Here is a 22,710-nt window from a genome sequence, read left to right as displayed (position 1 = left end):
TCCTAATTGCTCCTGCTAAAATATTGGCACGGTGCAGTTATTCACCTGCTTATGATTCCATTCCAGGATCACCATTGCCGGACAGGTGTATTTCCGCTGTTCTCTGAAATTCTGACTGTCATCAATCATTGTTAAAGTGACCAATTTCAGTAATTCCAAGTCTTTAAATCCGTAAATTTGAGTAAAATAAAAACCAAAAATATGGGACAGTTACAAGACAAAGTCGCCGTTATTACCGGCGCGGGTTCAGGGATTGGTAAAGCAACCGCATTGCTGTTTGCAAAAGAAGGTGCAAAAGTGGCGGTAAGTGACCTCAATGAAACTCACGGAAATGAAGTGGCAGCACTGATCAGAAACAATGGCGGCGAAGCCCTGTTCGTGAAGGCCAATTCAGCAAGTCCGGAAGACCATGAAAGACTGGTAAAAGAAACCGTTGAAAAATTCGGTGCTCTGCACCTTTCAGTAAACAATGCCGGAATTGGAGGCGAGATCAACAAAGTAGAGGAAATGTCTGTGGAAGGTTGGGAAAAGGTAATTGCAGTCAATCTTTCCGGCGTCTTCTTCGGGATGAAATACCAAATCCCCGCCATGCTGAAAGCCGGTGGTGGAAGCATTATCAATATTGCTTCTATTTTAGGACAGGCGGGTTTTGCAAATTCTGCGGGATATGTGGCAGCCAAACACGGCGTAGTGGGTTTAACGAAAACCGCAGCCTGGGAACACGGTCCTGAAAACATCCGCGTCAACGCAATAGGCCCCGGTTTCATTTATACCGGTATGGTCAATGAAGAAAGCATGGGGAAAGAAGCCATTAACCATCTGGAATCCAAGCACGCATTCGGCAGGCTCGGAACAGCAGAGGAAGTTGCGGCGATGTGTCTGTTTTTGGCCTCGGATGCAGCCTCATTCGTTACGGGAAGCTATTATGCGGTAGATGGCGGCTATCTGGCAGTTTAGTACTGATGTTTGAAATAATAAAGCAGGCCTGGAAATATTCGGACCTGCTTTGTTATATAATGCTATATGCTCAATTTAAATTGCTGAAACCGGATAATCAGTATATCCTTTTTCTCCCGGGGTATAAAAAGTATCGGGGTCCGGAGCAGCCAGAGCGGCTCCTGCAGCAAACTTCTTCACCAAATCGGGATTGGCAATAAAAGGTCTTGCAAATGCGACCAAATCCCCTTTTCCGGCTTTAAGATCCGCTTCAGCACGGTCCGCATCGTATCCTCCGGAAAGAATAATGGTACCTCCAAATTCTTTTCTTATCGCATCTTTTACAGATTGCGGAACAGTTGGCGTCCCCATGGATGAATGATCGACCACATGGATATATAAAATACCGATAGCTTTCAATCCTGCAGCCAATTGGGCGTACTGTTCCCCGGTAGTTTCATCGGGTAACATTTCACCAAAAGCTCCAAAAGGAGAAAGTCTGATCCCTGTTTTGTCTTTACCGATGGCAGCTGCTACGGCCTCAGCTGCTTCGAGCACCAGACGGTTGCGGTTTTCTATGGAACCGCCGTACGCATCAGTCCGCTGATTGGAAGCCGTATTTAAAAACTGCTCCAGCAGATAGCCGTTCGCCGCGTGCAGTTCCACCCCATCAAATCCGGCAGCAACCGCTGATTTTGCAGCGTGTACAAATTCAGCAATAATCGTGGGGATTTCGGCTGTTGCCACTTCTCTTGGGACAGGAAGAGATTGCATAGCTTCCTGATCGGTGTACATCTGGGTGTTTACTGCTGCTATGGGAGAAGCTCCAATGACTTCCGCTCCTTCGGGCATGTTCAATGGATGGCTTATCCGGCCGGTATGCATCAGCTGTACAAAAATTTTACCGCCAGCCTGATGGACGGCATCGGTGACTTTCTTCCAGCCTGCAATTTGTCCGTCGCTGTAGATACCCGGTATTCTGGCATAACCCAAACCGTTTGGGGAAGGAGCGGTTCCTTCGGTAATAATCAATCCTGCGCTGGCGCGGCTGCCATAATACTGGGCCATCAGATCATTCGGAATATTTCCGGTTGCCCTGCTTCGCGTCATGGGTGCCATAACAATGCGGTTCTTTAAGGTAATACTGCCCAGTTGATAAGGGCTGAAAAGGGTTTCTAATGAATTCATAATCTGTATTTTAATTAATGGGTTCTGCCATCGCGTGTCATAAAAAAGAGGATCTATAAAACGTGTTCTCTTCTATTTTTCGGATTTCCGGTTCAATATTCTTTGAATAACCTCTATGCAATTTACAATTATATTCTGAAAGAATTAAAGAACTTCATTTCTCTGTCCACTGGTATTTTATTTGAAATCAGTACCTTTGCATCCAATAGGATAAACCTAAAAGTTACCCGTTAAAACATACAATTTTAATAAAAAGGAGGTAGAACTCCTTGATAACATTACCTTATGACAATAGACAAAAACCACGTAGTAGCGCTTCATTACACGCTGAACGCCATTGAAGAGAACGGTGAAAAAACTTTCATTGAAAAAACTGATGCCGAAAACCCTTTCACTTTCCTGTATGGCGTAGGAATGATGTTGCCGAAGTTTGAAGAACACCTTCAGGGAATGGTTGCAGGAGATCAGAAATCTTTCACCATCACGCCGGAAGAAGGCTATGGCGATATCATCGAAAACGCAATTGCGCAGCTGCCAGCAGAAATGTTTGCGCAGTCGGGAATGCCGCCAATCGGCGCGATGCTGCCTTTACAGGACGCTCAGGGAAACCATGTAAGCGGCGTTGTTTTAGAAGTTACTCCGGAAGGGGTAACGGTTGACCTTAACCATCCGATGGCGGGGAAAACCTTACACTTTGATATCGAAGTAGCTTCCACGAGACCGGCAACAGAGGAAGAGCTGGCGCACGGTCACGCTCACGGCGCTGACGGAAACGAAGAACACTAAACGACCTTTTTATTCAAAGAAGCTGCGGTTATTCCGCAGCTTTTTTTGTACCTACCAATACGATATGAGCTTTTGGAGGCAGACCAAACGCATTGCAACTGCCCTGTTTTCTTCAATAAATCTTAGATCCACTTCATCAGTATAAAAGTTCAGAAATAATTTTGAATAAACTGAAATTCAATGAACTGTATTTCAATGAACGAAGGGTTATCATTCGGACGAGGCTTTCACCTTGAATTTTATCTGGGACAACCTAAGCGCCAGTTTAAAATTTAACAAAATTAATTTTCCCCATTCCTAAAGGCTTTAATTTTGATGAATTTTTCCGCCTTTTAGAGTCGGGGTAAAAGAAATTTTTTTTTTATAAGCAAATTTAAAGAGGTTTTAAACCAGATTTATCTTAATCCTGTACTTGCAGAAATTGTAAAAAAAGCCCACCACCAACCTCTATTCTCCAGCAACTGATGATTCATTGAGCAAAGTTTATTGATATTGAAATTGCAGAAAATCCCGTCATTGATGTATCAGCAAGAATGAATTTTGAAAATACAGTAATTATGAAGAGCAGGTATTTCAATTGCTCAAAGAGTCAGGATATTTTGTGCAGGGAACGGATGGATCAGAACAGTTTGCTTTTTGCGGCAAAGACCGCATTGTGAGGAAGACGCGGCGCTGACTGCTGCTTCCTTAGAAAGAAAAGTATGATGCAGGAGCAGCGGATGTTCTTTGTCAGTTGCCGGACTTGCCGTGTTACTCCTCCGTCAGACCCGCCCATAGATAAGTTGCCGAAAACTGTTGCTGCACTGTTGTGGCATGGTGGGTCGTATTAAACTTCACGCAGCCTACGATGAGCAGCCATCCTGCGGGCGGTTCTACCGGGATCCTCCATTCCCGGGCGGAAACCGCGGCGGTTGCGCTGATTTCCATTTCTATTTTCGAAAGTACTTTTAGGGGAACCGACGGGCTATTGAGGTCGGAGGTCATTGCAAAGAGCGTGAGTACTGCTGCACGGCAATTTTTGGGAGGGATGATCTGGGTTTTCCATTTCAGTTCGGGCAGGTGCACCTTCATTTCACCGTTCGAAACCCTTTCTACTTCCGGAAAAAAGTTGGTGCAGCTTTGCCATTCTGCTTTCGGATTAAACGAGAACCCTGTCAAACCTTGGGGATCACCAAATCTTGGGCTGATTGCAGGATTTCCGATGATGGTTTTCCAGATTCTTGCGCGGTGGCGGGCCGCAAAATACTGCAGCGCAGGAATGCCCAACTCCTTCAATAATTTCAGCCGGAACGTCTTTTCCCTGGCGCTTACCAGTCCGAAAACTCCTGCTGCCGCTTTGGTTTGGGGCGACTGCTTCACGCTGTCGGGTTTCAAGCGCACGAATATGCGGTCGCCATCATTTACAAAAACAATATTGCCGATGGCACCGCTCAGGTTGCCGTTTTTCTTTAAATTTGCCATAACGATTTCCTTGTGAGTTGGATTAACATCAAGCGCCCGTCAGAAAAACTCTATTTCTACTAACGATCAGCGGATTAAGTCCGATAAAGATACAATTAAAAACCATTATAAAAGCATTGCTCCTCCAATATTCTATTGGAGTTTTATTGGACTTATATTGGAGGAATATTGCAGATAGGTGGAAGCACAGTACAAGCATTGATACAGAAACCCAGAAGGAAAAACGAGGCTGTCCCCGTCCTGAACTCACAATACAGATCAATCAATAAATCCGGATACTGTAAAGAAGAACAATTGCAAATCAGTGTGCGTTAGGGATTGTTTTCAACAATAATCACCCTGGGTAAAAGATAACCTGCGAAAGCTGGCCATGGCGGTTCAAAGTCTTCGCAGCCGGGCACTGCATTATTTAAAAGATCCTGTTTTTATCCTCCGCTCCGTTTGAAACTGCAAAACACAAAGTTCTGCTCCGTTCCAAACGGAGTTTCATGATTTTCCGTTCTGCAGCTTAGTTTTTCGAAACCTTCTGCGAAAACAGAGACAAGTGTTTCTGTGGTATATTGTCTGACCGGAAGACCGCTGCATTTTTCCGGACCATTTTCTGAGAATGTCCCGATCACCAGATAACCGCTTACCGCCTGTTCAGCAATATCCACATATTTCTTCACCTGCGTTTCTTCGGTCAGGAAATGGAAAGTCGCGCGGTCGTGCCAAACATCGTAGGTCGTTTCCGGTTTAAATTCGGTAATGTCGCTCACGATCCATGTCACCTTTCCGGCTTTTTCGCCCAACCTTTTCTTTGCTTTTTCAAGCGCTTTAGCGGAAATATCCAGAACGGTGAGGTTTTCAAATCCCTCATCGAGCAGAAAATCCACCAGTTTGCTGTCGCCACCGCCGATATCGATCATCTTTGCGGAACGGTCTAATCCAAACGAGTGGATCAGCGCCAGTGAAGTTTCCGGAACTTCCTGGGTCCAGCTTACTTCGTGTGGGTTTTTCGTCTCATATACCTTTTCCCAGTGCTCTTTTCTTTCTGTATTCATTTTGCAGGGTTTTTCCGGAAGATTACAATTTAATGCGGCAATTTCTCTCTGATATAGCCATACACCCAGGTTCCGGCAATCGCGCTGAGCAGTGTTACCACGACCACGGTAGCGCCGGTACCGATTTGCGCAAACAGCGGTCCCGGACATGCACCGGTAAGCGCCCAGCCGAAACCGAAAATCAATCCTCCATAGATATGGCCTTTATTGAAGGTCTTTTTATGGAAGATGATTTCTTCCCCGTAAATCGTTCTGATATTGAATTTCTTGATCAGCCAGATGGAAATCATCGCCACCAGAATTGCACTGCCAATGATGCCGTACATGTGAAAAGACTGCATGCGGAACATTTCCTGGATGCGGAACCAGCTGATCACCTCCGCTTTTATAAATAGAATTCCGAACAGGATGCCCAGCACAAGATATTTAATGTTATGATACCCGCGGTGCTGTAACCGGCTTTCGTTCACACACATGGTATCCAGTGATCTCAGTTCCAGATCGTCTTTGGTTTCTATATTTTTCTGCATTTTTTTAATTTTAAAGGGAAAGAATAATGGGTAGTAACACATTGGCCATCAGAAATCCGCCTATCATAAAGCAGACTGTAGCAATTAAACTCGGAAGCTGCAGATTGGCAATTCCCATGATCGAATGTCCGCTGGTACATCCTCCGGCATAACGGGTACCGAATCCTACCATAAAGCCGCCGCCTACCATCATCACAAAACCTCTCAGTGTAAATAAAGACTCCCAGTTCATGAGATCCACGGGAACCAGGTTGCTGTAATTGGTGATGCCATATCCTGCAAGTTCCTTAGCCAAATCCGGATGAACCTCTATGGGATGGGGATCTGAAAAGAAAAGCATGGTGATCACGCCGCCCAGGAAGATCCCAAAGACGAAAAAGAGATTCCATACTTCTTTTTTCCAATTGTATTTAAAGAAGGGAATATTAGCCGGCAGACATGATGCACAGATATGCCGCAGCGAAGAAGAGATTCCAAATGATTTGTTACCGAGGATTAAAAGCGCCGGAACGGTAAGTCCGATCAGTGGTCCCGCGACATACCACGGCCACGGCTGCTGAATAAATTCTGTCATATTTTGTTAAGGGATATGCTGCAAATTTACAGATTATATCTTCTTAATGAAAGCAGACCTCACTGCCATTCGTACGCTGACTAAAGCTGAAATCACCAAGCCGGTCACTTTGCACTGGCTGCGCCATATTTACGCCAGCATTAATTGGTACGTGGGACGGATTTCCGGTATATTCAGGAACTAAGTGGACACAGCAAGACCACGGAGATTTACACGCATGTGAGCACCAAGAGTCTGCAGCAGATAAAAAGTCCGTTTGATGATTTGTAAAATATTTTCGCTATTTTAGCGAGGCAATAATGTATGACGATAATCATACATATACACCCAAATCGGGGTGGCTTTGTATGATTGTGTCATACATATAAACGAGTTGTACGCCATTTTAATAAAACTCGTCATGAAAACAAGAGAGAAGATGAATTTAATGAAATTGAAAATAAAAAATTATGTGATAGTAATTTTCAGACTTATACTAATGTTCACTTCTTTTTCTCTACCACTCATTTTTACCGAAGGTGCTTATGAAAATATGATTTCTAAGGGTCATTATTTTTGGTTTGCTTATTTCATTTTACTTTTTTTATCAATGATTTATGTTTTAATCAAAAAAAACTATTTCGAATTAATAAATGCAAAAATTCAAAATGAAAAATTGACATATAACAATTTATTGATTTTTAAGAAGGAAATAAAATTAAACGAAATTCGAGGATTCAAAAATGGAATAGATGATGATTCTCATGAATATATAAGTTTGTACAATTACAAAAACAAAAAAATTGCAACTTTAAAAACTAACATTTATTTAAATCTGCCAGAATTTCTGAATGCTTTAAAATGTGAAAATATTGGAATTGAATTGACTGTTTTCCAGAAAATAATTCAGAAGTTTAAAAATCTAATTACAAGTAAATAAGAATAAAAAAACGTCGTACAATAACTAAGCTTTCATTTTGTCTGCAAGACAAGAAATGAAAGCCTGTTGAACCCTTCGAGAGCCTCAGGGTAAATTCCAACTCTGGTAGCTTTTTGCCAGCAGTTGGTAACCTTATGGAGTTATCGATTTCAGAATTTAGGAGATTAAAGCAGTTTTTCAGAAGGACTGCTTTTTTTTGTGGCGTTTGGTAGCCTTTGGAAGTGGTTTTCTGCGGTTTTTCTTCGCTACAGAATATAATTTCCCTTACCCGCAGAGATTATTTCGCAGACAAAGGTTGGGTGACGAAAAGAAAGTCTTGCGGTGGTCCCCGCTGCCCGAAAATGGTGATGGTGACCAGGTTTCCTTCCTTGCAACAGCGGCATTTTCTGAGCAATGTTTCGGGTGCAAAAACAGTTCTTTTCACTTTTAAACTTTTTTGTAAATCTTGGAGTTTCCCACGTTTCCAGGAACTGCTCAGGATTCCGTAATGCCTGATCCGCACAAACCTTTTCGGCAGGATATGCAGACTGAAGCGTCTGATAAACTCCACATTCGATAAAGTCATTTCTTTTTTCTCGCCACCTTTCCGGTAATCCTTGTAGCCAAAACGGACTTCTTTTTCAGTAACTTCTTTGATGCGGTGATTACTGATCGCAACTTTGTGGGTGTATCTTCCTAAATATTCGATCACCTGTTTTGGTCCGCCAAAAGGTCTTTTCGCATAAACCACCCAGTTTTTGGAGAATAAGGTATTCATCAACGCTCCATCACCGTTTCCTGAATCCCGAAGCAGCGCCACAAACTTGGCTCTGAACACTTTGCTCATCGCTTTTACGGAAAAGAGATATTTATCGGTTCTTACTTTCTTTTTCCATTTCCCCTGTTTATTGATTCCACCGCCTGGAACAATGCAGTGCAGATGGGGATGCAGGCTCAGGTTCTGTCCCCACGTGTGAAGAACGGCAATCATTCCGAGTTGCATCTGTTCTGTTTTGCCGAACTGATTTAATGTTGCCCAAGCCACGTCAAACAAGGTTTTGTACAATAATACCGGTTGAGAGATCGCCAAACCATTGAGTTCTTCGGGCAAAGTAAAAACCAGATGATAATAACTACACGGCAATAAATCCTGCTCCCGTTTTTAAATCCACTCTTCCTTTTTATGACCTTGACATTGCGGACAATGCCTATTACGACAGGAGTTATAACTGATGGAAAGATTTCCGCAGCCATCGCATGCATCGCTATGACCGCCCAGAGCGGAAGTCCGGCAATAGGACAAAGCCCGAAGTGTTTTTTCCTGATGAACTGTAAAATTTTGGGCCGATAAATTGATTTTGCGAAGAACATCCGCAACACTTCCACCTTTACTTCGGGTTTCCATTTTTGCGGCATAAAGCGAAAACGGTATCCAAAGGACTGTGAGGCTTCTGATCCGAAAGCTGGCAGACATGAAGATATTCCATCGTGGATTCGATTCTTTCATGACCCAGAAGTTTCTGCACCATGATAATGGGAACGCCGTCTTCCAATAAATGCGTGGCATAAGAGTGCCGCAACGTGTGGGTATGAACTTCTTTGGTGATGCCTGCTTTTTTGCTCACCGTTTTGATTACCCATTGAACGCCTCTTTGACTGTATCTGGAATCAAAACCTTTATTGTTCGAAGCTCTTGTGCTGAGCGAAGCCGAAGCATCAATTTCTTCAATATTTCTATTTTGATTTCCATTAAATAAATATTGAGTCGGATTTTCCACTGAAATAAAGGTTTTCAGTCCCCGGATTAAATGCCCGGATAAAGGAACATAACGGTCTTTTTGACCTTTTCCCTGAACAACATGTAACATTTGTCGGTCAAAATCAAGATGCTGAAGTTCGATATTTCGGACTTCCATGCAGCGCAGTCCGCAACCGTAAATCAGCCCGATGAGCAGTTTGTGTTTCAGGAGTTCGGCCGTTTGAAGCATGCGCCAGATCTCTTCCCGACTCAGGATCACCGGAAGTTTATTCACTTTTGGAATAGCAGGAAGGTGCAGGAAATTATAAGGCAAACCTTCGGTCTTCAGCAGGAACCGCAGTCCGTAAACGGTATGTTTGAAGTACGACTGGGATGGGGTTTGGCTTCGCTGCTGGAGTTGGTAAAGATAATCTTTGACCTGTTCGGGATCGAGTTCAGTGGGCAAAGTTTTGAAATGGAGCGCCATGGCGGCGACATGACGCGAATAATTATCGAAGGTTCTCTTGCTTCTGCCCAGGATGGAAATATTTCTTTCAAAGCGTTGCAGGAGTTCAGCAAAACCGTTAACTTCGCTTGAAGCGCGATTCAAAATTTTGTTCGTCCTTAAATCCTCCGGAGATTTTTTTTTGTAGCCATTTTATGGGTTTTTAAAAGGTTAATAAAAACAAAGTTAATGAAACGGCGAATCGGAAAAGCTACCGGAGGTTTAGTTCAACAGTGTATTTCTATTAGCGGGGTTGAAGTTTACATCACGAAGATTTTCGCTAATTGTTCTTTTTGTTATATTTACAAAGACTTGTTATAAAAAGCCCCGCCAACAGAAATACCTGACCGTTACCTGCTATTTTAAATAAAGATTCCACCTCAAATGAAAAAATTAAAATCTATATATTATATTTTACTTGTAATTTGTTTTTTAATAGTCTTAAGTTTATTTTCTATTGAATCTTTAAAATATTCAGGATTATTAACAATTCCAATTTTAGTTTACGCAATTGTTCCTCTAATTCTTATTTTATTACTCATCATTTTAATATTAAATTTTAAAGATAAAGGATTTTTACATGGAGTTAATGAAACCAGCCCTCAAATATTTTTGCTTTTAATAATAATTTTAGGATGTTTTGGACTTTACAAATTTGATAATTATAGAAATAATAAAATAAAAGTTGAGTTTACAAATAAAACTGCCGGTATTATTACGGATATCAGGCTTGTCGGAAGAAGTGCACAAACTACAATTGAAAAACTAAACCCGAAACAAACTAAAATTGAACTTTTTAGAGGCAAAGAAATTAACTATAACACTGAAAACGATTACGATAATGAAGTGAAATTATTTTTTTTCTACAAAAATAAATTAAGCGAAGTACAAATCTTAAAAGGTTTTAATCGTTGGATGGTAATAGATGATAATTGGAAAATTGATATTATTGATAGTGATTCAATTAATGTAGATATTCATAATAAAAACATCAGGTAATAACTAAGCTTTCGTTTTGTCTGCAAGACAAGAAATGAAAGCCTGTTGAACGGAACCTCCGGTAGCTTTTTGCCAGCAGTTGGTAACCTTATGGAGTTATCGATTTCAGAATTTAGGAGATTAAAGCAGTTTTTCAGAAGGACTGCTTTTTTTGTGGCGTTTTGTAGCCGTTAGGAGTGGTTTTCTGCGGTTTTACTTCGCTGCAGAATATAATTTCCCTTACCCGCAGAGATTATTTCGCAGACAAAGGTTGGGTGACGAAAAGAAAGTCTTGCGGTGGTCCCCGCTGCCCGAAAATGGTGATGGTCACCAGGTTTCCTTCCTTGCAACAGCGGCATTTTCTGAGCAATGTTTCGGGTGCAAAAACAGTTCTTTTCACTTTTAAACTTTTTTGTAAATCTTGGAGTTTCCCACGTTTCCAGGAACTGCTCAGGATTCCGTAATGCCTGATCCGCACAAACCTTTTCGGCAGGATATGCAGACTGAAGCGCCTGATAAACTCCACATTCGATAAAGTCATTTCTTTTTTCTCACCGCCTTTCCGGTAATCTTTGTAGCCAAAACGAACTTCCTGATCTGTCACTTCTTTGATGCGGTGATTGCTGATGGCAACTTTGTGGGTATATCTTCCTAAATATTCAATCACCTGTTTCGGACCGCCAAAAGGTCTTTTCGCATAAACCACCCAGTTTTTGGTGAAGAGTTGATCCATTAAATCCTGGTCTTTAATTCCGGAAGCTCTTAAGGAAGCCACAAACTTTGCCCGAAAAACTTTGCTCATCGCTTTTACACAGAAGAGATATTTATCGGTTCTTACTTTCTTTTTCCATTTTCCATTGTGGTCAATTCCGCCACCCGGAACAATGCAGTGCAAATGCGGATGAAGACTTAAATTCTGTCCCCACGTGTGCAAAATTGCAATCATTCCCAACTGCATCTGTTCTGTTTTGCCGAACTGATTTAAAGTTGCCCACGCTGCTTCAAATAAGGTTTTATACAACAATACCGGTTGAGAGATCGCCAAACCATTGAGTTCTTCAGGCAAAGTAAAAACCAGATGATAATAACTGCACGGCAATAATTCCTGCTCGTGTTTTTGGATCCATTCTTCTTTTTTATGACCTTGACATTGCGGACAATGCCGATTACGACACGAGTTGTAACTGATGGAAATGTTTCCACAACCATCGCACGCATCGATATGACCACCCAATGCAGAAGTTCTACAATACGATAAAGCGCGAAGAGTTTTTTCCTGATGAACCGTAAAATTCTGAGCCGATAAATTGATTTTACGAATGACTTCTGCTACACTTCCGCCTTTACTTCGGGTTTCCATTTTTGCTGTACAAAGTAAAAATGGTATCCAAAGGGCTGTGGGGTTTTTGGTCAGACAATTGGCAAACATGAAGATATTCCATCGTGGATTCTATTCTTTCATGTCCCAAAAGTTTCTGAACCATAATGATGGAAACACCATCTTCCAATAAATGCGTCGCAAAGCTGTGTCGCAAAGTGTGGGTATGAACCACCTTGGTGATGCCTGCTTTTTTAGAAATGGTTTTAATCACCCACTGCACGCCGCGCTGGCTGTAGCGGGAATCGAAATCCGGTCTATCAGAACCCGGCTGGTCAATTTCTTCAATATTCCTGTTCTGATTTCCATTAAATAAATATTGAACCGGATTTTCAACTTTAATAAAGGTTTTCAAGCCTCTGATTAAATGCTCGGACAAGGGCACATAGCGGTCTTTCTGGCCTTTTCCCTGCACGATATGCAGCATCTTCCGGTCGAAATCCAGATGCTGAAGTTCAATATTTCTTACTTCCATACACCGAAGTCCGCACCCGTAAATCAGCCCGATGAGCAGTTTGTGTTTCAGGAGTTCGGCCGTTTGAAGCATGCGCCAGATCTCTTCCCGACTCAGGATCACCGGAAGTTTATTCACTTTTGGAATGGCAGGAAGGTGCAGGAAATTATAAGGCAAACCTTCGGTCTTCAGCAGGAACCGCAGTCCGTAAACGGTATGTTTGAAGTACGACTGGGATGGGGTTTGGCTTCGCTGCTGGAGTTCGTAAAGGTAATCTTTGACCTGTTCGGGATCGAGTTCAGTGGGCAAAGTTTTGAAATGGAGCGCCATGGCGGCGACATGACGCGAATAATTATCGAAGGTTCTCTTGCTCCTGCCCAGGATGGAAATATTTCTTTCAAAGCGTTGCAGGAGTTCAGCAAAACCGTTAACTTCGCTCGAAGCACGATTCAGAAATTTGTTCGTCCTTAAATCCTCCGGAGATTTTTTTTTGTAGCCATTTTATGGGTTTTTAAAAGGTTAATAAAAACAAAGTTAATGAAACGGCGAATCGGAAAAGCTACCGGAGGTTTAGTTCAACAAGGTATTGCCAAAAGCGGGGCTGAACGGCTTCGATTGGACATTTGTGCAAGGTTCAACTTTCATTTTTAGATTGAACTTTAGTGCTAAAAATCCCCGCCTTCGGCAATACCCGAAACGTTGGCAGAAAGTGCCACAAGATTTGTGAATAAAAATAAATTTTAACCTAAAACCTAAAAGAAATGATTAAAAATTTACAATTAAAAACATTCTGTGTTATCTTATTAGCAATATGCTTATAAACTAATTTCAATTCTTGTAGAAGTGAATCTACAAATTCTGAAGACCTCAATTTATCTTTATACAAAAATAGTATTCAAAAGAAGTCACTAAGCGAATTACCAGATGTCTTACCCATTCTTAGCGAAATAAAAGCGAAAACAAAAAACAACACTGTACTGAACAAGGGGGTTGAAGATTTTGAGATTGATGAAGAAAATATTCTTGTACTTGATTTACCAGAGCAAGGACAACTTATAAGTATGGTTGTTAATGAGCCCGTATTAGATGCAAGCTATACTGTTACTAATCTAAATATTGTAAGAAATAATGGTGTTGAAAGTTATTTTTTAACTAAGTATATTCCAACTGACGGAAAACCTTTTTATAACTATGCAGATTTTGTCGGAACAATTCAATATCTGGATTTAGATGGAAATATTCTTACCAGCTCCTTTTCCAACAAGAATGAAACTATAATGGTTTATGTAGGGTGCACAATGATTGAAATTAATGGATGTACATGTGATGGACAATGGACAGTAGTAGGCTCATATAATATTTGTAGCGGAAGTTCTGGTGGCGGTGGAACAACAACTGGCGGAACCAATGGTGGATACACTCCGGGAACTGGCGGCGGTGGAGGTGGCGGAACAGGTGGAAGTCCAACACAACCAAACATTCCCAACATTCCTTCAGAAGATGTAGTTGAACAAAAAAGATTTAAAAGTTTTTTGTTAACACAGCTTACACAGGAAGAAGTTGATATCCTTATTACAAACCAGAATCTCAGTGATCATATATTCAACTATCAAAAAAATAAGAATTTTTCTCCAGCAAGCTGGAACAATTCTAAATGGTTCATGAATTTCTTCGCCCAAACCCCTGATGCAGAACCGTTTTCTATTTTTGATTTCGGGACAAAATTCATTGATGAAAATACAGGAATTGTAAACCCAAACAATGTCTTTTTAAGAGCCTATGCTCTGGACAAATTTTTAGTTCAGAATCCTGATGGGTTGATAAATGTTTCATGCTATGAATTGGAAAAATGGAAAGAAGTAGCAAATCATCCGATACCTGTAAGTGTAAAAAACAAATTGTATCAGCTCAACACTCAAGGATTATTTACATCTGCACAAATACAAAATATTGAACTCGCAAATGCCCCAAGAGTGAACATGGATTTATTTCCTGTTAAAATTACCAATATGCCCTATAAATCTCCGGGGGTAAAATACACACCGGCACAATTTTTTGATTACTTTAGAAAAAACATAAATACATTAATACAAAAACCAGATTTAAGCCAATTTTATCCCGCTGTTTATCCAAATTATGGAATTAACGATACGGCTTTATGGAATTCAGATAATCCAATTAAGGCAATATTGACTATTGACATCCCATTTGATCCTGGCTCTGTAATTTGTACAGGATTTGGTCCAAAAGCATGGGTTTTCAGCACCATTATCAGCCCATGGGACGGTTTACATCCTGTAAACGGAAACCGATTATTTGGCTATTTTGAAGATGCAAATGGAGGCATGACAATTTATACACGTGGCGTAGATAGATTTACGAGTTTATCGGGAACAGGAAATAATCTATTGAGTATTTTAACACTTGCACAAGAATCTTATGCTTTTAGTCAAGCAGATGAATTATGGGAAAGTTTACAAGGCGGAATTAAGAAATTTGTAAAAGACAATGGTGGCGGTGAAAATGGAGCTGAGATTATTCAGCCAACAATCTATCGTCCCAGTTGGACAAAAATATCAGGGTTTTTAAAAGGAAATACTGATATAAGCTCTTTAGGGTGTTATTAATACAAAAAGATTTTATGAGAGATATTCTAAAAATAATTTTTATTGCTTACATTCATATATTTATGAAAATACTTTTGCAGGGATTAATAGGAACATTATTAACTATCCCTATTTTACCGTATAACACCACAGAAATTTTTAATTTAAAACAAGTAGATTCTTTGTTGATTATGGGTTGGATTTTATATGAATTTATTCTTATTTTTATTTCTGTATATATATGGATTGTTTTCGTAATATTCATATTGCTTAAAAAAGTAATTAAAAAAAATAGCATCTTGATAAATATAGCATATTTTGGTATAATTTATTACTTGTATAGTCAAACTACATATAATGGTTTTAATTTTTACAGTTTGGGTATAATGTGTATGTTAGGTATTATTAATTTTTTCTGTATCAGATATTTTTTCAAAGAAATAAAAACGAGCTTATAAAACACCTTCTGCCAACACGCAGTTTGGCAAAATGGCGGGTTTTGTGCTAAATTCAACAGTTGTTCTTCGGTTCAACTTTAGTGCAAAATTGAAGATTTGTGCTTCGATTTCCGCCACTTCGCCAAGCTGCAAACCGTTAGCCGCAATTCCCCTACTCGAAAACGAAGTTGTTTTTAGCCGCTAACGAGGAAGAGACGGTGTAAAAAATCAATATTCTAAATCCATTTTTCTTATCTTAGTAATTACTCCTTGAAAAGACCGGTTTAAGCAATGGTGTTTAAAAAAACCGTCTGCAATTCAGGTAAGATTGCACAATAGTCTTTGGTAGTAATACTTTAGACAGTGTTAGTTTTTAATGGTGAGTCCGCCAAAGCAGATATCCCGATCAGAATAATTTCAAATTAGCAAAGTGCAATCCTTGGAGTTTTATTGGTTTAATTTAAATAATTAAGACATGGAAACTAAAAAGCAGATTTCACTCGAAGTGGTACATGCCAATGCCTGTGGAATAGACATTGGAAGCCGCAGCCACTGGGTAGCTGTAGGGCAAAATGCCGAAGATGTAAAAGAATTCGGGGTGTACAGTCAGGATCAATTGGAAATGTGTGATTGGCTGCACTCGAAAGGAGTTAGCTCCATCGCAATGGAATCCACCGGAACTTACTGGCAAAACCTGTTTTCCACTTTGGTGGGTCAGGGTTTCGAGGTAATCTTGGTGAATGGCAGACAAACTAAAAACATCAAAGGGAAAAAGACAGACATTAAAGATTGTCAGTGGATCCAAAAACTTCATTCTCTCGGGCTTTTGAGCGCCAGCTTTCTGCCAGATTCAGACACTGACACTGTGCGCACCTATTCCAGACACCGGCAGAACCTGCTGAAGCAATCCGCATCATGCATCAGGAGAATTCAAAAATACCTTCGGCTGATGAATATGCGGCTGGAAGTCGTGGTAAGGGATGTAGTTGGCCTTACGGGCTCTTCCATTATTGAGGCTTTTTTAAATGGCGAGCATCAAGGTGAGGAATTAGCAAAACTCCGTCACTATAATTGCCGAAAATCAGAGGAAGAAATTGCAAAAGCCCTGCAGTTCAACGGTCGTAAAGATTATCTTTTTGCTTTGCAACAGGAGTGGAACTCCTATAACACCTTCAGCAGCAAATCACTGATACAGATTTGCAAATTGATCACCTGCTGAAAGAGTTAATCGACAAAGACGACCATAAGAAACAACATACCATTGAAAAAAAAAGCACAAGCGAAAAAACAAAAATGCGGTGAGCCAAACCGATATGAATTTCATAGCTTATCAATATTTTGAAGGTGTAGATTTGATGGCTATTGAAGGCGTAAGCGAGGGATTGATTATGACCCTTATTGCTGAAATAGGATTAGAAGGCATTAGAAAATTTCCCACTGCGAAACAGTTCACAGCTTGGCTCCGGCTTGCTCCAAACAACAAGATAAGCGGTGGCAAAGTGCTGTCCCACCACTTACCAAAAGGAAGTTCAAGGCTCAAAATTGCTTTTCGAAATACAGCCAATGCCATCGGCAATCTCAAAGAAGGCTGGCTGGCAGAATTTTTTAAAAGACTGAACTACAAGAAAGGAAGAGCGACCGCTGTCTCTGCGCTTGCCCGAAAACTGGCTGTCATCATCTGGAACATGCTTGTAAAGGGACAAAGCTATCAACCACCTTCAACCTACCTTTTCCTTGACGAGAAAAGAAAAATTGCTGCAGCCAAAAGAATTCAAAAACAAATCACTAAATTTGGTCTGACTGACAAAGACATTAAAATCATAACCGGATGATTATCAATAGAATAATTTAACGTTAGTCAGGATTTTATGAAGCGCATTCTAATCATAACTTTATTATTTATTTCAACGATTATTTTTGGTCAAAATAATACGTGGGTAACAGTTGCGGATGAAATAAAAATTCAAAAGATTGATGAGGACCAAAATTCAGATAATTTAAAAACTGGAGATAGTATTATAATTATTGATTATTCAACTCTAAATTTCAAAAATAAGGAAATTCAAAATTCAAAATTAATTGGTGAAACAACAGCTTATGGAAATGGAATTGTTAATTCTGGTGCATCACTAATCAAACCTGAAGAAATTTATAAATTTAAAAGAAACAGTAAATATAAAATATATCAGCCAAATTTTTTACACGATGAAATAGCATTAGAAGTTTTATTAAGTGAAAATACAAGCGAAGAAGAATTAACTTTATTGACCAAAAAATTAAATTCTCTACATTTTATATGTTCAACAAGATATCTTAGTCCTAGGGAATCTATTACACAAAAATATGATTCTATTTTTGGCAAAGGTAAATATTCTTATTCTATGGTAAGTTATTCCGTTCAGCGAGGAACACTTTTAGTTTATTTTGATTTAAGTGAAATCACAAAAAGAAATATTAGTATTTTAAAAAGATCTTTATCAACATTTAGTTTTATTAATGAAATTTTAGGAATTGAATTACTACTAAAAGGAGTAAAAGGCAATTTTATAATGATGGAAACTTAAAAAAACTTCTGCTAATAACTAAGCTTTCGTTTTGTCTGCAAGACAAGAAATGAAAGCCTGTTGAACCCTTCGAGAGCCTCAGGGTAAACTCCAACTCTGGTAGCTTTTCAGCAGCATAATGGTCCTCTTATGGGGATTTCGTTTTTAGAATTTAGATACACAAAGCAGTTTTTCAGAAGGACTGCTTTTTTTGTGGCGTTTGGTAGCCTTTGGAAGTAGTTTTCTGCGGTTTTACTTTGCTGCAGAACACAAGTTCCCTTTCCCGCAAAGATTATTTCGCAGACAAAGGTTGGGTGACGAAAAGAAAGTCCTGCGGCGGTCCCCGCTGCCCGAAAATGGTGATGGTGACCAAGTTTCCTTCCTTGCAACAGCGGCATTTATTGAGCAAAGTTTTGGGTTTTGCTTCCGGAATCCGGATGTTTAAATCTGACTGTAAATTCTGCAGTTTTCCCCTTTTCCAGCTGCTGCTTAAAATTCCGTAATGGCGGATCCGCACAAATCTTTTCGGCAGGATATGCAGACTGAAACGCCTGATAAACTCCACATTCGATAAAGTCATTTCTTTTTTCTCGCCACCTTTCCGGTAATCCTTGTAGCCAAAACGGACTTCTCTTTCAGTAACTTCTTTAATCCGATGGTTACTGATCGCGACTTTATGGGTGTATCTTCCTAAATATTCAATCACTTGTTTCGGACCACCAAAAGGTCTTTTGGCATAAACGACCCAGTTTTTGGAGAACAGTTTGTCCATTAAATTGGAATCTTTTACTCCTTCGATATTTCTTACTATTGCAGCAACATGGCGGGAATAATTATCAAAAGTTCTGGGACTTTTTCCCTGTATTGAAATATTTCTTTCGAAACGTTGTATCAGTTCTGAAAAACCATTAACTTCGCTTGAAGCGCGATTCAAAATTTTGTTCGTCCTTAAATCCTCCGGAGATTTTTTTGTTGAATAAAAACAAAGTTAATAAAACGGCGAATCGGAAAAGCTACCGTAGGTTTAGTTCAACAGAGTATTTCTACAAGCGGGTATGAAGTTTTCATCGAAGATTTTAGCGATTAATTAAGTTTTTAGCAAGTAGAAAGATTTGGTATTTATAGCCCGCCTGCAGAAATATCCAACCGTTATGCGTCATTTTAAAAAAGCCGTTTTGAAAATAAAAGTATTTTTCTTGATTTTGATTTTATTTAGTTCTTGCTCAAAAGACAAAAGTTTTGTATTAGCCGAAAATTCTGGAGAAATTAATGATATAATTAGAGTTGTTATTATTGATGATAAAATTGAGGCAACAAAAATTAATAATACTGTTATCATTGAAGATATTTATAAAAAAGAAATTATAGATTCACGAAAATACATTAAAAAAGATTCGCTATATATTGTTCCACCATATAATATGGATATATTAAGTTTATTTCATTTATGGGGACCTCAATCTAAACCCCTTGGATTTGACAAAAAAGATTTACAATATCTTTTGTCGCAAAATTCAAATCCTGATTCTTTAAAATTACCTCAAACAATTTTGAAAGGGTTTCATCACTCCACAAAAAAAGAATATGAGCAGGAAAATGCAAATGGAAATTATCAGAGTTATTATACTTTTACAATTCCTTATCTTTCACAAGATAAAAAAACTGCATATGTTGAGTCAAATTATTCCTGCGGTAACACGTGCGGAAACGGAATGGCATTTTTTTTACAAAAGATTAATGGAAAATGGACAGTGATTGAGAAATGGAAAACTTGGATGGGATAAGAAACGCCGCATAACATCGTATTGGCAATAGTGCGGAGGAATCGCAAGTTTAACCATTTTAGATATTCCGAAGTTTAATTTATAACAAGAAAGTTTCCGCGTTAAAGCCGCACCATCGCCAATACGCAAAACGTTACCAGCAATTTAAAAAATACGCCGTTGAAAATAAAATTTCCAATTCAATTGACAATATTCGCCAGTCTGAATTTATTTTCGCAAACTTTTCATGTTTTCGAAAATGAAAATGTTAAAATAGAACTTTTGAAGCCTGCGATTTCTTTACACGATGTAAAAAACTTCATTCCAATTATTTATTGTGTCACAAATAAAAGTAACGAAACGCTTTTAATTGGAAAAAATGGATTTAATGCGAATACTTCAATAATATATGAGGAGGACAAAACAATGGTGGAATATAAAGGCAGAACAGGATTTGATGGTTATCCAGTGCAAGTTGAGGATAATGAGTGCGAGGAGTATTTTGTAAAATTGGGTAAGCATCAATCAATTGAAATGCAATTAGGACTTCATAAATTCGCAACTTTTAATTTCGATTTTAACGAAGAGAAAAAATATTGGTTAGAAGTTCGTTCTCTTCATAATGAATGGACTTCAACTTTCGATGGATGCGCAAAATTTATTGAAAACGAAAAAAATAATGGGCAAGAGTTTTAGAAATATTTGTTTATAAACAAATTCCCTTTGTAAAATAAAAAAAAACTGCTGGTAATAACTAAGCTTTCGTTTTGTCTGCAAGACAAGAAATGAAAGCCTGTTGAACCCTTCGAGAGCCTCAGGGTAAACTCCAACTCTAGTAGCTTTTCAGCAGCATAATGGTCCTCTTATGGGGATTTCGTTTTTAGAATTTAGATACACAAAGCAGTTTTTTAGAAGGACTGCTTTTTTTGTGGCGTTTTGTAGCCGTTAGGAGTGGTTTTCTGCGGTTTTTCTTCGCTGCAGAACACAATTTCCCTTACCCGCAGAGATTATTTCGCAGACAAAGGTTGGGTGACGAAAAGAAAGTCCTGCGGCGGTCCCCGCTGCCCGAAAAGTGCGATCGTAACTAAGTTTCCTTCCTTGAAACAGCGACATTTATTGAGCAAAGTTTTGGGTTTTGCTTCCGGAATCCGGATGTTTAAATCTGATTGTAAATTCTGCAGTTTCCCCCGTTTCCAGCTGCTGCTTAAAATTCCGTAATGGCGGATCCTCACAAATCTTCGAGGCAAAATATGAAGACTGAATCTGCGCACAAATTCAGTATTCGATAAAGGAACATAACGGTCTTTTTGACCTTTACCCTGAACAATATGCAGCATCTTCCGGTCGAAATCCAGATGCTGAAGTTCAATATTTCTTACTTCCATACACCGGAGTCCGCACCCGTAAATCAGCCCGATGAGCAGTTTGTGTTTCAGGAGTTCGGCCGTTTGAAGCATGCGCCAGATCTCTTCCCGACTCAGGATCACCGGAAGTTTATTCACTTTTGGAATGGCAGGAAGGTGCAGGAAATTATAAGGCAAACCTTCGGTCTTCAGCAGGAACCGCAGTCCGTAAACGGTATGTTTGAAGTACGACTGGGATGGGGTTTGGCTTCGCTGCTGGAGTTCGTAAAGGTAATCTTTGACCTGTTCGGGATCGAGTTCAGTGGGCAAAGTTTTGAAATGGAGCGCCATGGCGGCGACATGACGCGAATAATTATCGAAGGTTCTCTTGCTTCTGCCCAGGATGGAAATATTTCTTTCAAAGCGTTGCAGGAGTTCAGCAAAACCGTTAACTTCGCTTGAAGCGCGATTCAAAATTTTGTTCGTCCTTAAATCCTCAATAGATTTTTTTTTGTAGCCATTTTATGGGTTTTTAAAAGGTTAATAAAAACAAAGTTAATGAAACGGCGAATCGGAAAAGCTACCGGAGGTTTAGTTCAACAGCAGTTTGGCAAAATGGCGGAATTAGTGCTAAATTAAACATTCAGTTTTCAAATGAACATTAGTGCTAAATTGAAAGTAAGTACTTCAAAATCCGCCACTTCGCCAAGCTGCAAGACGTTAGCGGTCATTGTAAAGCGACACCAAAACAAGAACGAACAGGCAAATATCGAAAGTAAAATATGACAGTTAAAAACACTTTGACAACACTAAACTCTATTCATAGCGACCTAAAAGTTGTTAAAAAATTAGTTTATGACAAATGTTGTTTTGACTTAACAAACTTGAAACAGAATTTGGAAAGTGCGGAATATGGAGCTTGTTCTTTTGAACTTAACGGAAAGACAATTCAATATCGTGTTTCTAAAATTACACCGACAAAAACTGGACAGTTTGTTACAATTTGGAAAAGAAACAAAAACGGAATAACTGAACCATTTGACATTTTAGACGATTTAGATTTTATAATTATCACGTCAAAAAGTGGCAACAACTTTGGACAATTTATTTTTCCAAAATCTGTTTTAGCGGACAATGGAATAATAACAAGAAACGGAAAAGAAGGAAAACGTGGGATTAGAGTTTATCCACCTTGGGACATTACGACAAATAAACAAGCAATAAAAACTCAAAGTTGGCAGACAAAATATTTTTTGACAATTAAAAATGACAACACGATTGACCTTGATTTGACAAAGAATTTATTCACAAAAACAAACGAAATTGACTAACGAAGAAAAACAGCGAACCGCTAACAGGCGTTTGGCAAAAAAGCGGGTTCAGTGCTTAAAGGAAGCTTTGTGCTTCGTATCAAGTTCAGTGCTGGCAGACAGTTTAGTGCTTCGAAATCCGCTTCTTCGCCAAGCGCCCGACCGTTACAGGCAATGCTATAACGAAAGGAAGCCTAAAAACCAAATCAATGAATGTAACATCGTGGGAAATATTACTG

General features: G+C 39.4%; 22 protein-coding genes and 2 pseudogenes. 12 read left to right on the top strand and 12 right to left on the bottom strand.

The window, feature by feature from the left end:
• Positions 1 to 15: 15 nt before the first annotated feature.
• Entirely contained in the window at positions 16 to 159 is a 144-nt protein-coding gene (locus tag NBC122_RS14375) for a hypothetical protein (protein ID WP_165983208.1), read from the bottom strand.
• A 42-nt stretch (positions 160 to 201) separates the two neighbouring features.
• Here NBC122_RS14375 and NBC122_RS09825 point away from each other — a divergent pair, with 42 nt between their 5' ends.
• Positions 202 to 957 (top strand): SDR family NAD(P)-dependent oxidoreductase, encoded by a 756-nt coding sequence (locus tag NBC122_RS09825; protein WP_133440201.1) that lies wholly within the window; start codon positions 202 to 204, stop codon positions 955 to 957.
• 75 nt (positions 958 to 1,032) lie between these two features.
• On the opposite strand, the gene NBC122_RS09820 is transcribed toward NBC122_RS09825, so the two are convergent.
• Positions 1,033 to 2,124 carry an alkene reductase gene (locus NBC122_RS09820; protein WP_133440200.1) on the bottom strand — a complete coding sequence of 364 codons (1,092 nt, stop codon included), beginning with the start codon at positions 2,122 to 2,124 and terminating at the stop codon, positions 1,033 to 1,035.
• 285 nt (positions 2,125 to 2,409) lie between these two features.
• Here NBC122_RS09820 and NBC122_RS09815 point away from each other — a divergent pair, with 285 nt between their 5' ends.
• A complete protein-coding gene (locus tag NBC122_RS09815; protein ID WP_133440199.1) occupies positions 2,410 to 2,910 on the top strand; it encodes an FKBP-type peptidyl-prolyl cis-trans isomerase in 501 nt (166 codons plus the stop codon).
• Between the two features lie 750 nt (positions 2,911 to 3,660).
• Here the strand turns inward: NBC122_RS09815 and NBC122_RS09810 are convergent.
• The 4 genes from NBC122_RS09810 to NBC122_RS09795 all read right to left on the bottom strand — a co-directional run bounded on the left by NBC122_RS09810 (position 3,661) and on the right by NBC122_RS09795 (position 6,518).
• Positions 3,661 to 4,269, bottom strand: a complete 609-nt coding sequence (locus NBC122_RS09810) for a hypothetical protein (protein WP_133440198.1) — start codon at positions 4,267 to 4,269, stop codon at positions 3,661 to 3,663.
• Between the two features lie 527 nt (positions 4,270 to 4,796).
• Positions 4,797 to 5,414, bottom strand: a complete 618-nt coding sequence (locus tag NBC122_RS09805) for a class I SAM-dependent methyltransferase (protein WP_133440197.1) — start codon at positions 5,412 to 5,414, stop codon at positions 4,797 to 4,799.
• 29 nt (positions 5,415 to 5,443) lie between these two features.
• Positions 5,444 to 5,944, bottom strand: a complete 501-nt coding sequence (locus tag NBC122_RS09800) for a DUF6691 family protein (protein WP_133440196.1) — start codon at positions 5,942 to 5,944, stop codon at positions 5,444 to 5,446.
• A gap of 10 nt (positions 5,945 to 5,954) precedes the next feature.
• A complete protein-coding gene (locus tag NBC122_RS09795; RefSeq protein WP_133440195.1) occupies positions 5,955 to 6,518 on the bottom strand; it encodes a YeeE/YedE family protein in 564 nt (187 codons plus the stop codon).
• A 400-nt stretch (positions 6,519 to 6,918) separates the two neighbouring features.
• Between NBC122_RS09795 and NBC122_RS09785 the strand changes: the two genes are divergently transcribed.
• The gene (locus NBC122_RS09785) at positions 6,919 to 7,437 is read left to right on the top strand and encodes a hypothetical protein (protein WP_133440194.1); all 519 of its coding nucleotides are present in this window, start codon (positions 6,919 to 6,921) and stop codon (positions 7,435 to 7,437) included.
• A gap of 277 nt (positions 7,438 to 7,714) precedes the next feature.
• On the opposite strand, the pseudogene NBC122_RS09780 reads toward NBC122_RS09785, so the two are convergent.
• Positions 7,715 to 8,821, bottom strand: a pseudogene (locus NBC122_RS09780) (IS91 family transposase).
• On the bottom strand, positions 8,805 to 9,764 hold the full coding sequence (locus tag NBC122_RS09775; RefSeq protein ID WP_133440193.1) for a tyrosine-type recombinase/integrase: 960 nt from the start codon (positions 9,762 to 9,764) through the stop codon (positions 8,805 to 8,807). Before NBC122_RS09775 ends, NBC122_RS09780 begins: the two are co-directional and overlap by 17 nt.
• A gap of 279 nt (positions 9,765 to 10,043) precedes the next feature.
• Between NBC122_RS09775 and NBC122_RS09770 the strand changes: the two genes are divergently transcribed.
• Positions 10,044 to 10,658, top strand: coding sequence for a hypothetical protein (locus NBC122_RS09770; RefSeq protein ID WP_133440192.1), 615 nt, complete (start codon positions 10,044 to 10,046; stop codon positions 10,656 to 10,658).
• Positions 10,659 to 10,890: 232 nt separating this feature from the next.
• On the opposite strand, the gene NBC122_RS09765 is transcribed toward NBC122_RS09770, so the two are convergent.
• Both NBC122_RS09765 and NBC122_RS09760 read right to left on the bottom strand, forming a co-directional pair.
• Positions 10,891 to 11,997, bottom strand: a complete 1,107-nt coding sequence (locus NBC122_RS09765; RefSeq protein WP_133440191.1) for an IS91 family transposase — start codon at positions 11,995 to 11,997, stop codon at positions 10,891 to 10,893.
• Positions 11,981 to 12,850 carry a tyrosine-type recombinase/integrase gene (locus NBC122_RS09760; protein WP_246012492.1) on the bottom strand — a complete coding sequence of 290 codons (870 nt, stop codon included), beginning with the start codon at positions 12,848 to 12,850 and terminating at the stop codon, positions 11,981 to 11,983. Before NBC122_RS09760 ends, NBC122_RS09765 begins: the two co-directional genes overlap by 17 nt.
• Here NBC122_RS09760 and NBC122_RS14605 point away from each other — a divergent pair.
• The 5 genes from NBC122_RS14605 (at position 12,788) to NBC122_RS09745 (ending at position 18,076) form a co-directional block, all read left to right on the top strand.
• Complete coding sequence (locus NBC122_RS14605; RefSeq protein WP_246012331.1) at positions 12,788 to 12,940, top strand: hypothetical protein; 153 nt, start codon at positions 12,788 to 12,790, stop codon at positions 12,938 to 12,940. The two genes, NBC122_RS09760 and NBC122_RS14605, sit on opposite strands and share 63 nt — an antisense overlap.
• Before the next feature lie 590 nt (positions 12,941 to 13,530).
• Positions 13,531 to 15,096, top strand: a complete 1,566-nt coding sequence (locus NBC122_RS14455) for a hypothetical protein (protein WP_185145760.1) — start codon at positions 13,531 to 13,533, stop codon at positions 15,094 to 15,096.
• 891 nt (positions 15,097 to 15,987) lie between these two features.
• Positions 15,988 to 16,731: an IS110 family transposase gene (locus tag NBC122_RS14600; protein WP_246012329.1), complete on the top strand. Its 744-nt coding sequence runs from the start codon at positions 15,988 to 15,990 to the stop codon at positions 16,729 to 16,731.
• A 79-nt stretch (positions 16,732 to 16,810) separates the two neighbouring features.
• The gene (locus NBC122_RS14595; RefSeq protein ID WP_246012327.1) at positions 16,811 to 17,344 is read left to right on the top strand and encodes a transposase; all 534 of its coding nucleotides are present in this window, start codon (positions 16,811 to 16,813) and stop codon (positions 17,342 to 17,344) included.
• 36 nt (positions 17,345 to 17,380) lie between these two features.
• Complete coding sequence (locus NBC122_RS09745; protein WP_133440189.1) at positions 17,381 to 18,076, top strand: hypothetical protein; 696 nt, start codon at positions 17,381 to 17,383, stop codon at positions 18,074 to 18,076.
• 271 nt (positions 18,077 to 18,347) lie between these two features.
• Here NBC122_RS09745 and NBC122_RS09740 read toward each other — a convergent pair.
• Positions 18,348 to 18,851, bottom strand: a pseudogene (locus NBC122_RS09740) (IS91 family transposase); the annotation flags it as partial.
• A gap of 379 nt (positions 18,852 to 19,230) precedes the next feature.
• On the opposite strand from NBC122_RS09740, the gene NBC122_RS09735 reads away from it, so the two are divergent.
• Both NBC122_RS09735 and NBC122_RS09730 read left to right on the top strand, forming a co-directional pair.
• Positions 19,231 to 19,839: a hypothetical protein gene (locus NBC122_RS09735; RefSeq protein ID WP_133440188.1), complete on the top strand. Its 609-nt coding sequence runs from the start codon at positions 19,231 to 19,233 to the stop codon at positions 19,837 to 19,839.
• Positions 19,840 to 19,998: 159 nt separating this feature from the next.
• On the top strand, positions 19,999 to 20,514 hold the full coding sequence (locus NBC122_RS09730) for a hypothetical protein (protein WP_133440187.1): 516 nt from the start codon (positions 19,999 to 20,001) through the stop codon (positions 20,512 to 20,514).
• 311 nt (positions 20,515 to 20,825) lie between these two features.
• On the opposite strand, the gene NBC122_RS14735 is transcribed toward NBC122_RS09730, so the two are convergent.
• Complete coding sequence (locus NBC122_RS14735; RefSeq protein WP_394345896.1) at positions 20,826 to 21,572, bottom strand: tyrosine-type recombinase/integrase; 747 nt, start codon at positions 21,570 to 21,572, stop codon at positions 20,826 to 20,828.
• Between the two features lie 371 nt (positions 21,573 to 21,943).
• On the opposite strand from NBC122_RS14735, the gene NBC122_RS09720 reads away from it, so the two are divergent.
• On the top strand, positions 21,944 to 22,492 hold the full coding sequence (locus tag NBC122_RS09720; protein ID WP_133440185.1) for a MepB family protein: 549 nt from the start codon (positions 21,944 to 21,946) through the stop codon (positions 22,490 to 22,492).
• The last annotated feature ends 218 nt before the right edge of the window (positions 22,493 to 22,710 follow it).

Origin of the sequence: Chryseobacterium salivictor (assembly GCF_004359195.1) — a bacterium.
GTDB classification, from domain to species: domain Bacteria; phylum Bacteroidota; class Bacteroidia; order Flavobacteriales; family Weeksellaceae; genus Kaistella; species Kaistella salivictor.
The sequence above is the reverse complement of the archived record's forward strand: the minus strand, read 5'-3'. Positions and strand labels throughout refer to the sequence as shown.

What these genes read in the sequence shown, in the direction of transcription:
- NBC122_RS09770 (WP_133440192.1), top strand. Translation starts at nt 10,044, where the DNA reads ATGAAAAAATTAAAATCTATATATTATATTTTACTTGTAATTTGTTTT.
- NBC122_RS09795 (WP_133440195.1), bottom strand. Translation starts at nt 6,518, where the DNA reads ATGACAGAATTTATTCAGCAGCCGTGGCCGTGGTATGTCGCGGGACCA.
- NBC122_RS14600 (WP_246012329.1), top strand. Translation starts at nt 15,988, where the DNA reads ATGGAAACTAAAAAGCAGATTTCACTCGAAGTGGTACATGCCAATGCC.
- NBC122_RS09720 (WP_133440185.1), top strand. Translation starts at nt 21,944, where the DNA reads ATGACAGTTAAAAACACTTTGACAACACTAAACTCTATTCATAGCGAC.
- NBC122_RS09825 (WP_133440201.1), top strand. Translation starts at nt 202, where the DNA reads ATGGGACAGTTACAAGACAAAGTCGCCGTTATTACCGGCGCGGGTTCA.
- NBC122_RS09805 (WP_133440197.1), bottom strand. Translation starts at nt 5,414, where the DNA reads ATGAATACAGAAAGAAAAGAGCACTGGGAAAAGGTATATGAGACGAAA.
- NBC122_RS14605 (WP_246012331.1), top strand. Translation starts at nt 12,788, where the DNA reads ATGGAGCGCCATGGCGGCGACATGACGCGAATAATTATCGAAGGTTCT.
- NBC122_RS09800 (WP_133440196.1), bottom strand. Translation starts at nt 5,944, where the DNA reads ATGCAGAAAAATATAGAAACCAAAGACGATCTGGAACTGAGATCACTG.
- NBC122_RS14455 (WP_185145760.1), top strand. Translation starts at nt 13,531, where the DNA reads ATGGTTGTTAATGAGCCCGTATTAGATGCAAGCTATACTGTTACTAAT.
- NBC122_RS09745 (WP_133440189.1), top strand. Translation starts at nt 17,381, where the DNA reads ATGAAGCGCATTCTAATCATAACTTTATTATTTATTTCAACGATTATT.
- NBC122_RS09820 (WP_133440200.1), bottom strand. Translation starts at nt 2,124, where the DNA reads ATGAATTCATTAGAAACCCTTTTCAGCCCTTATCAACTGGGCAGTATT.
- NBC122_RS09815 (WP_133440199.1), top strand. Translation starts at nt 2,410, where the DNA reads ATGACAATAGACAAAAACCACGTAGTAGCGCTTCATTACACGCTGAAC.
- NBC122_RS09765 (WP_133440191.1), bottom strand. Translation starts at nt 11,997, where the DNA reads ATGGAAACCCGAAGTAAAGGCGGAAGTGTAGCAGAAGTCATTCGTAAA.
- NBC122_RS09785 (WP_133440194.1), top strand. Translation starts at nt 6,919, where the DNA reads ATGAAAACAAGAGAGAAGATGAATTTAATGAAATTGAAAATAAAAAAT.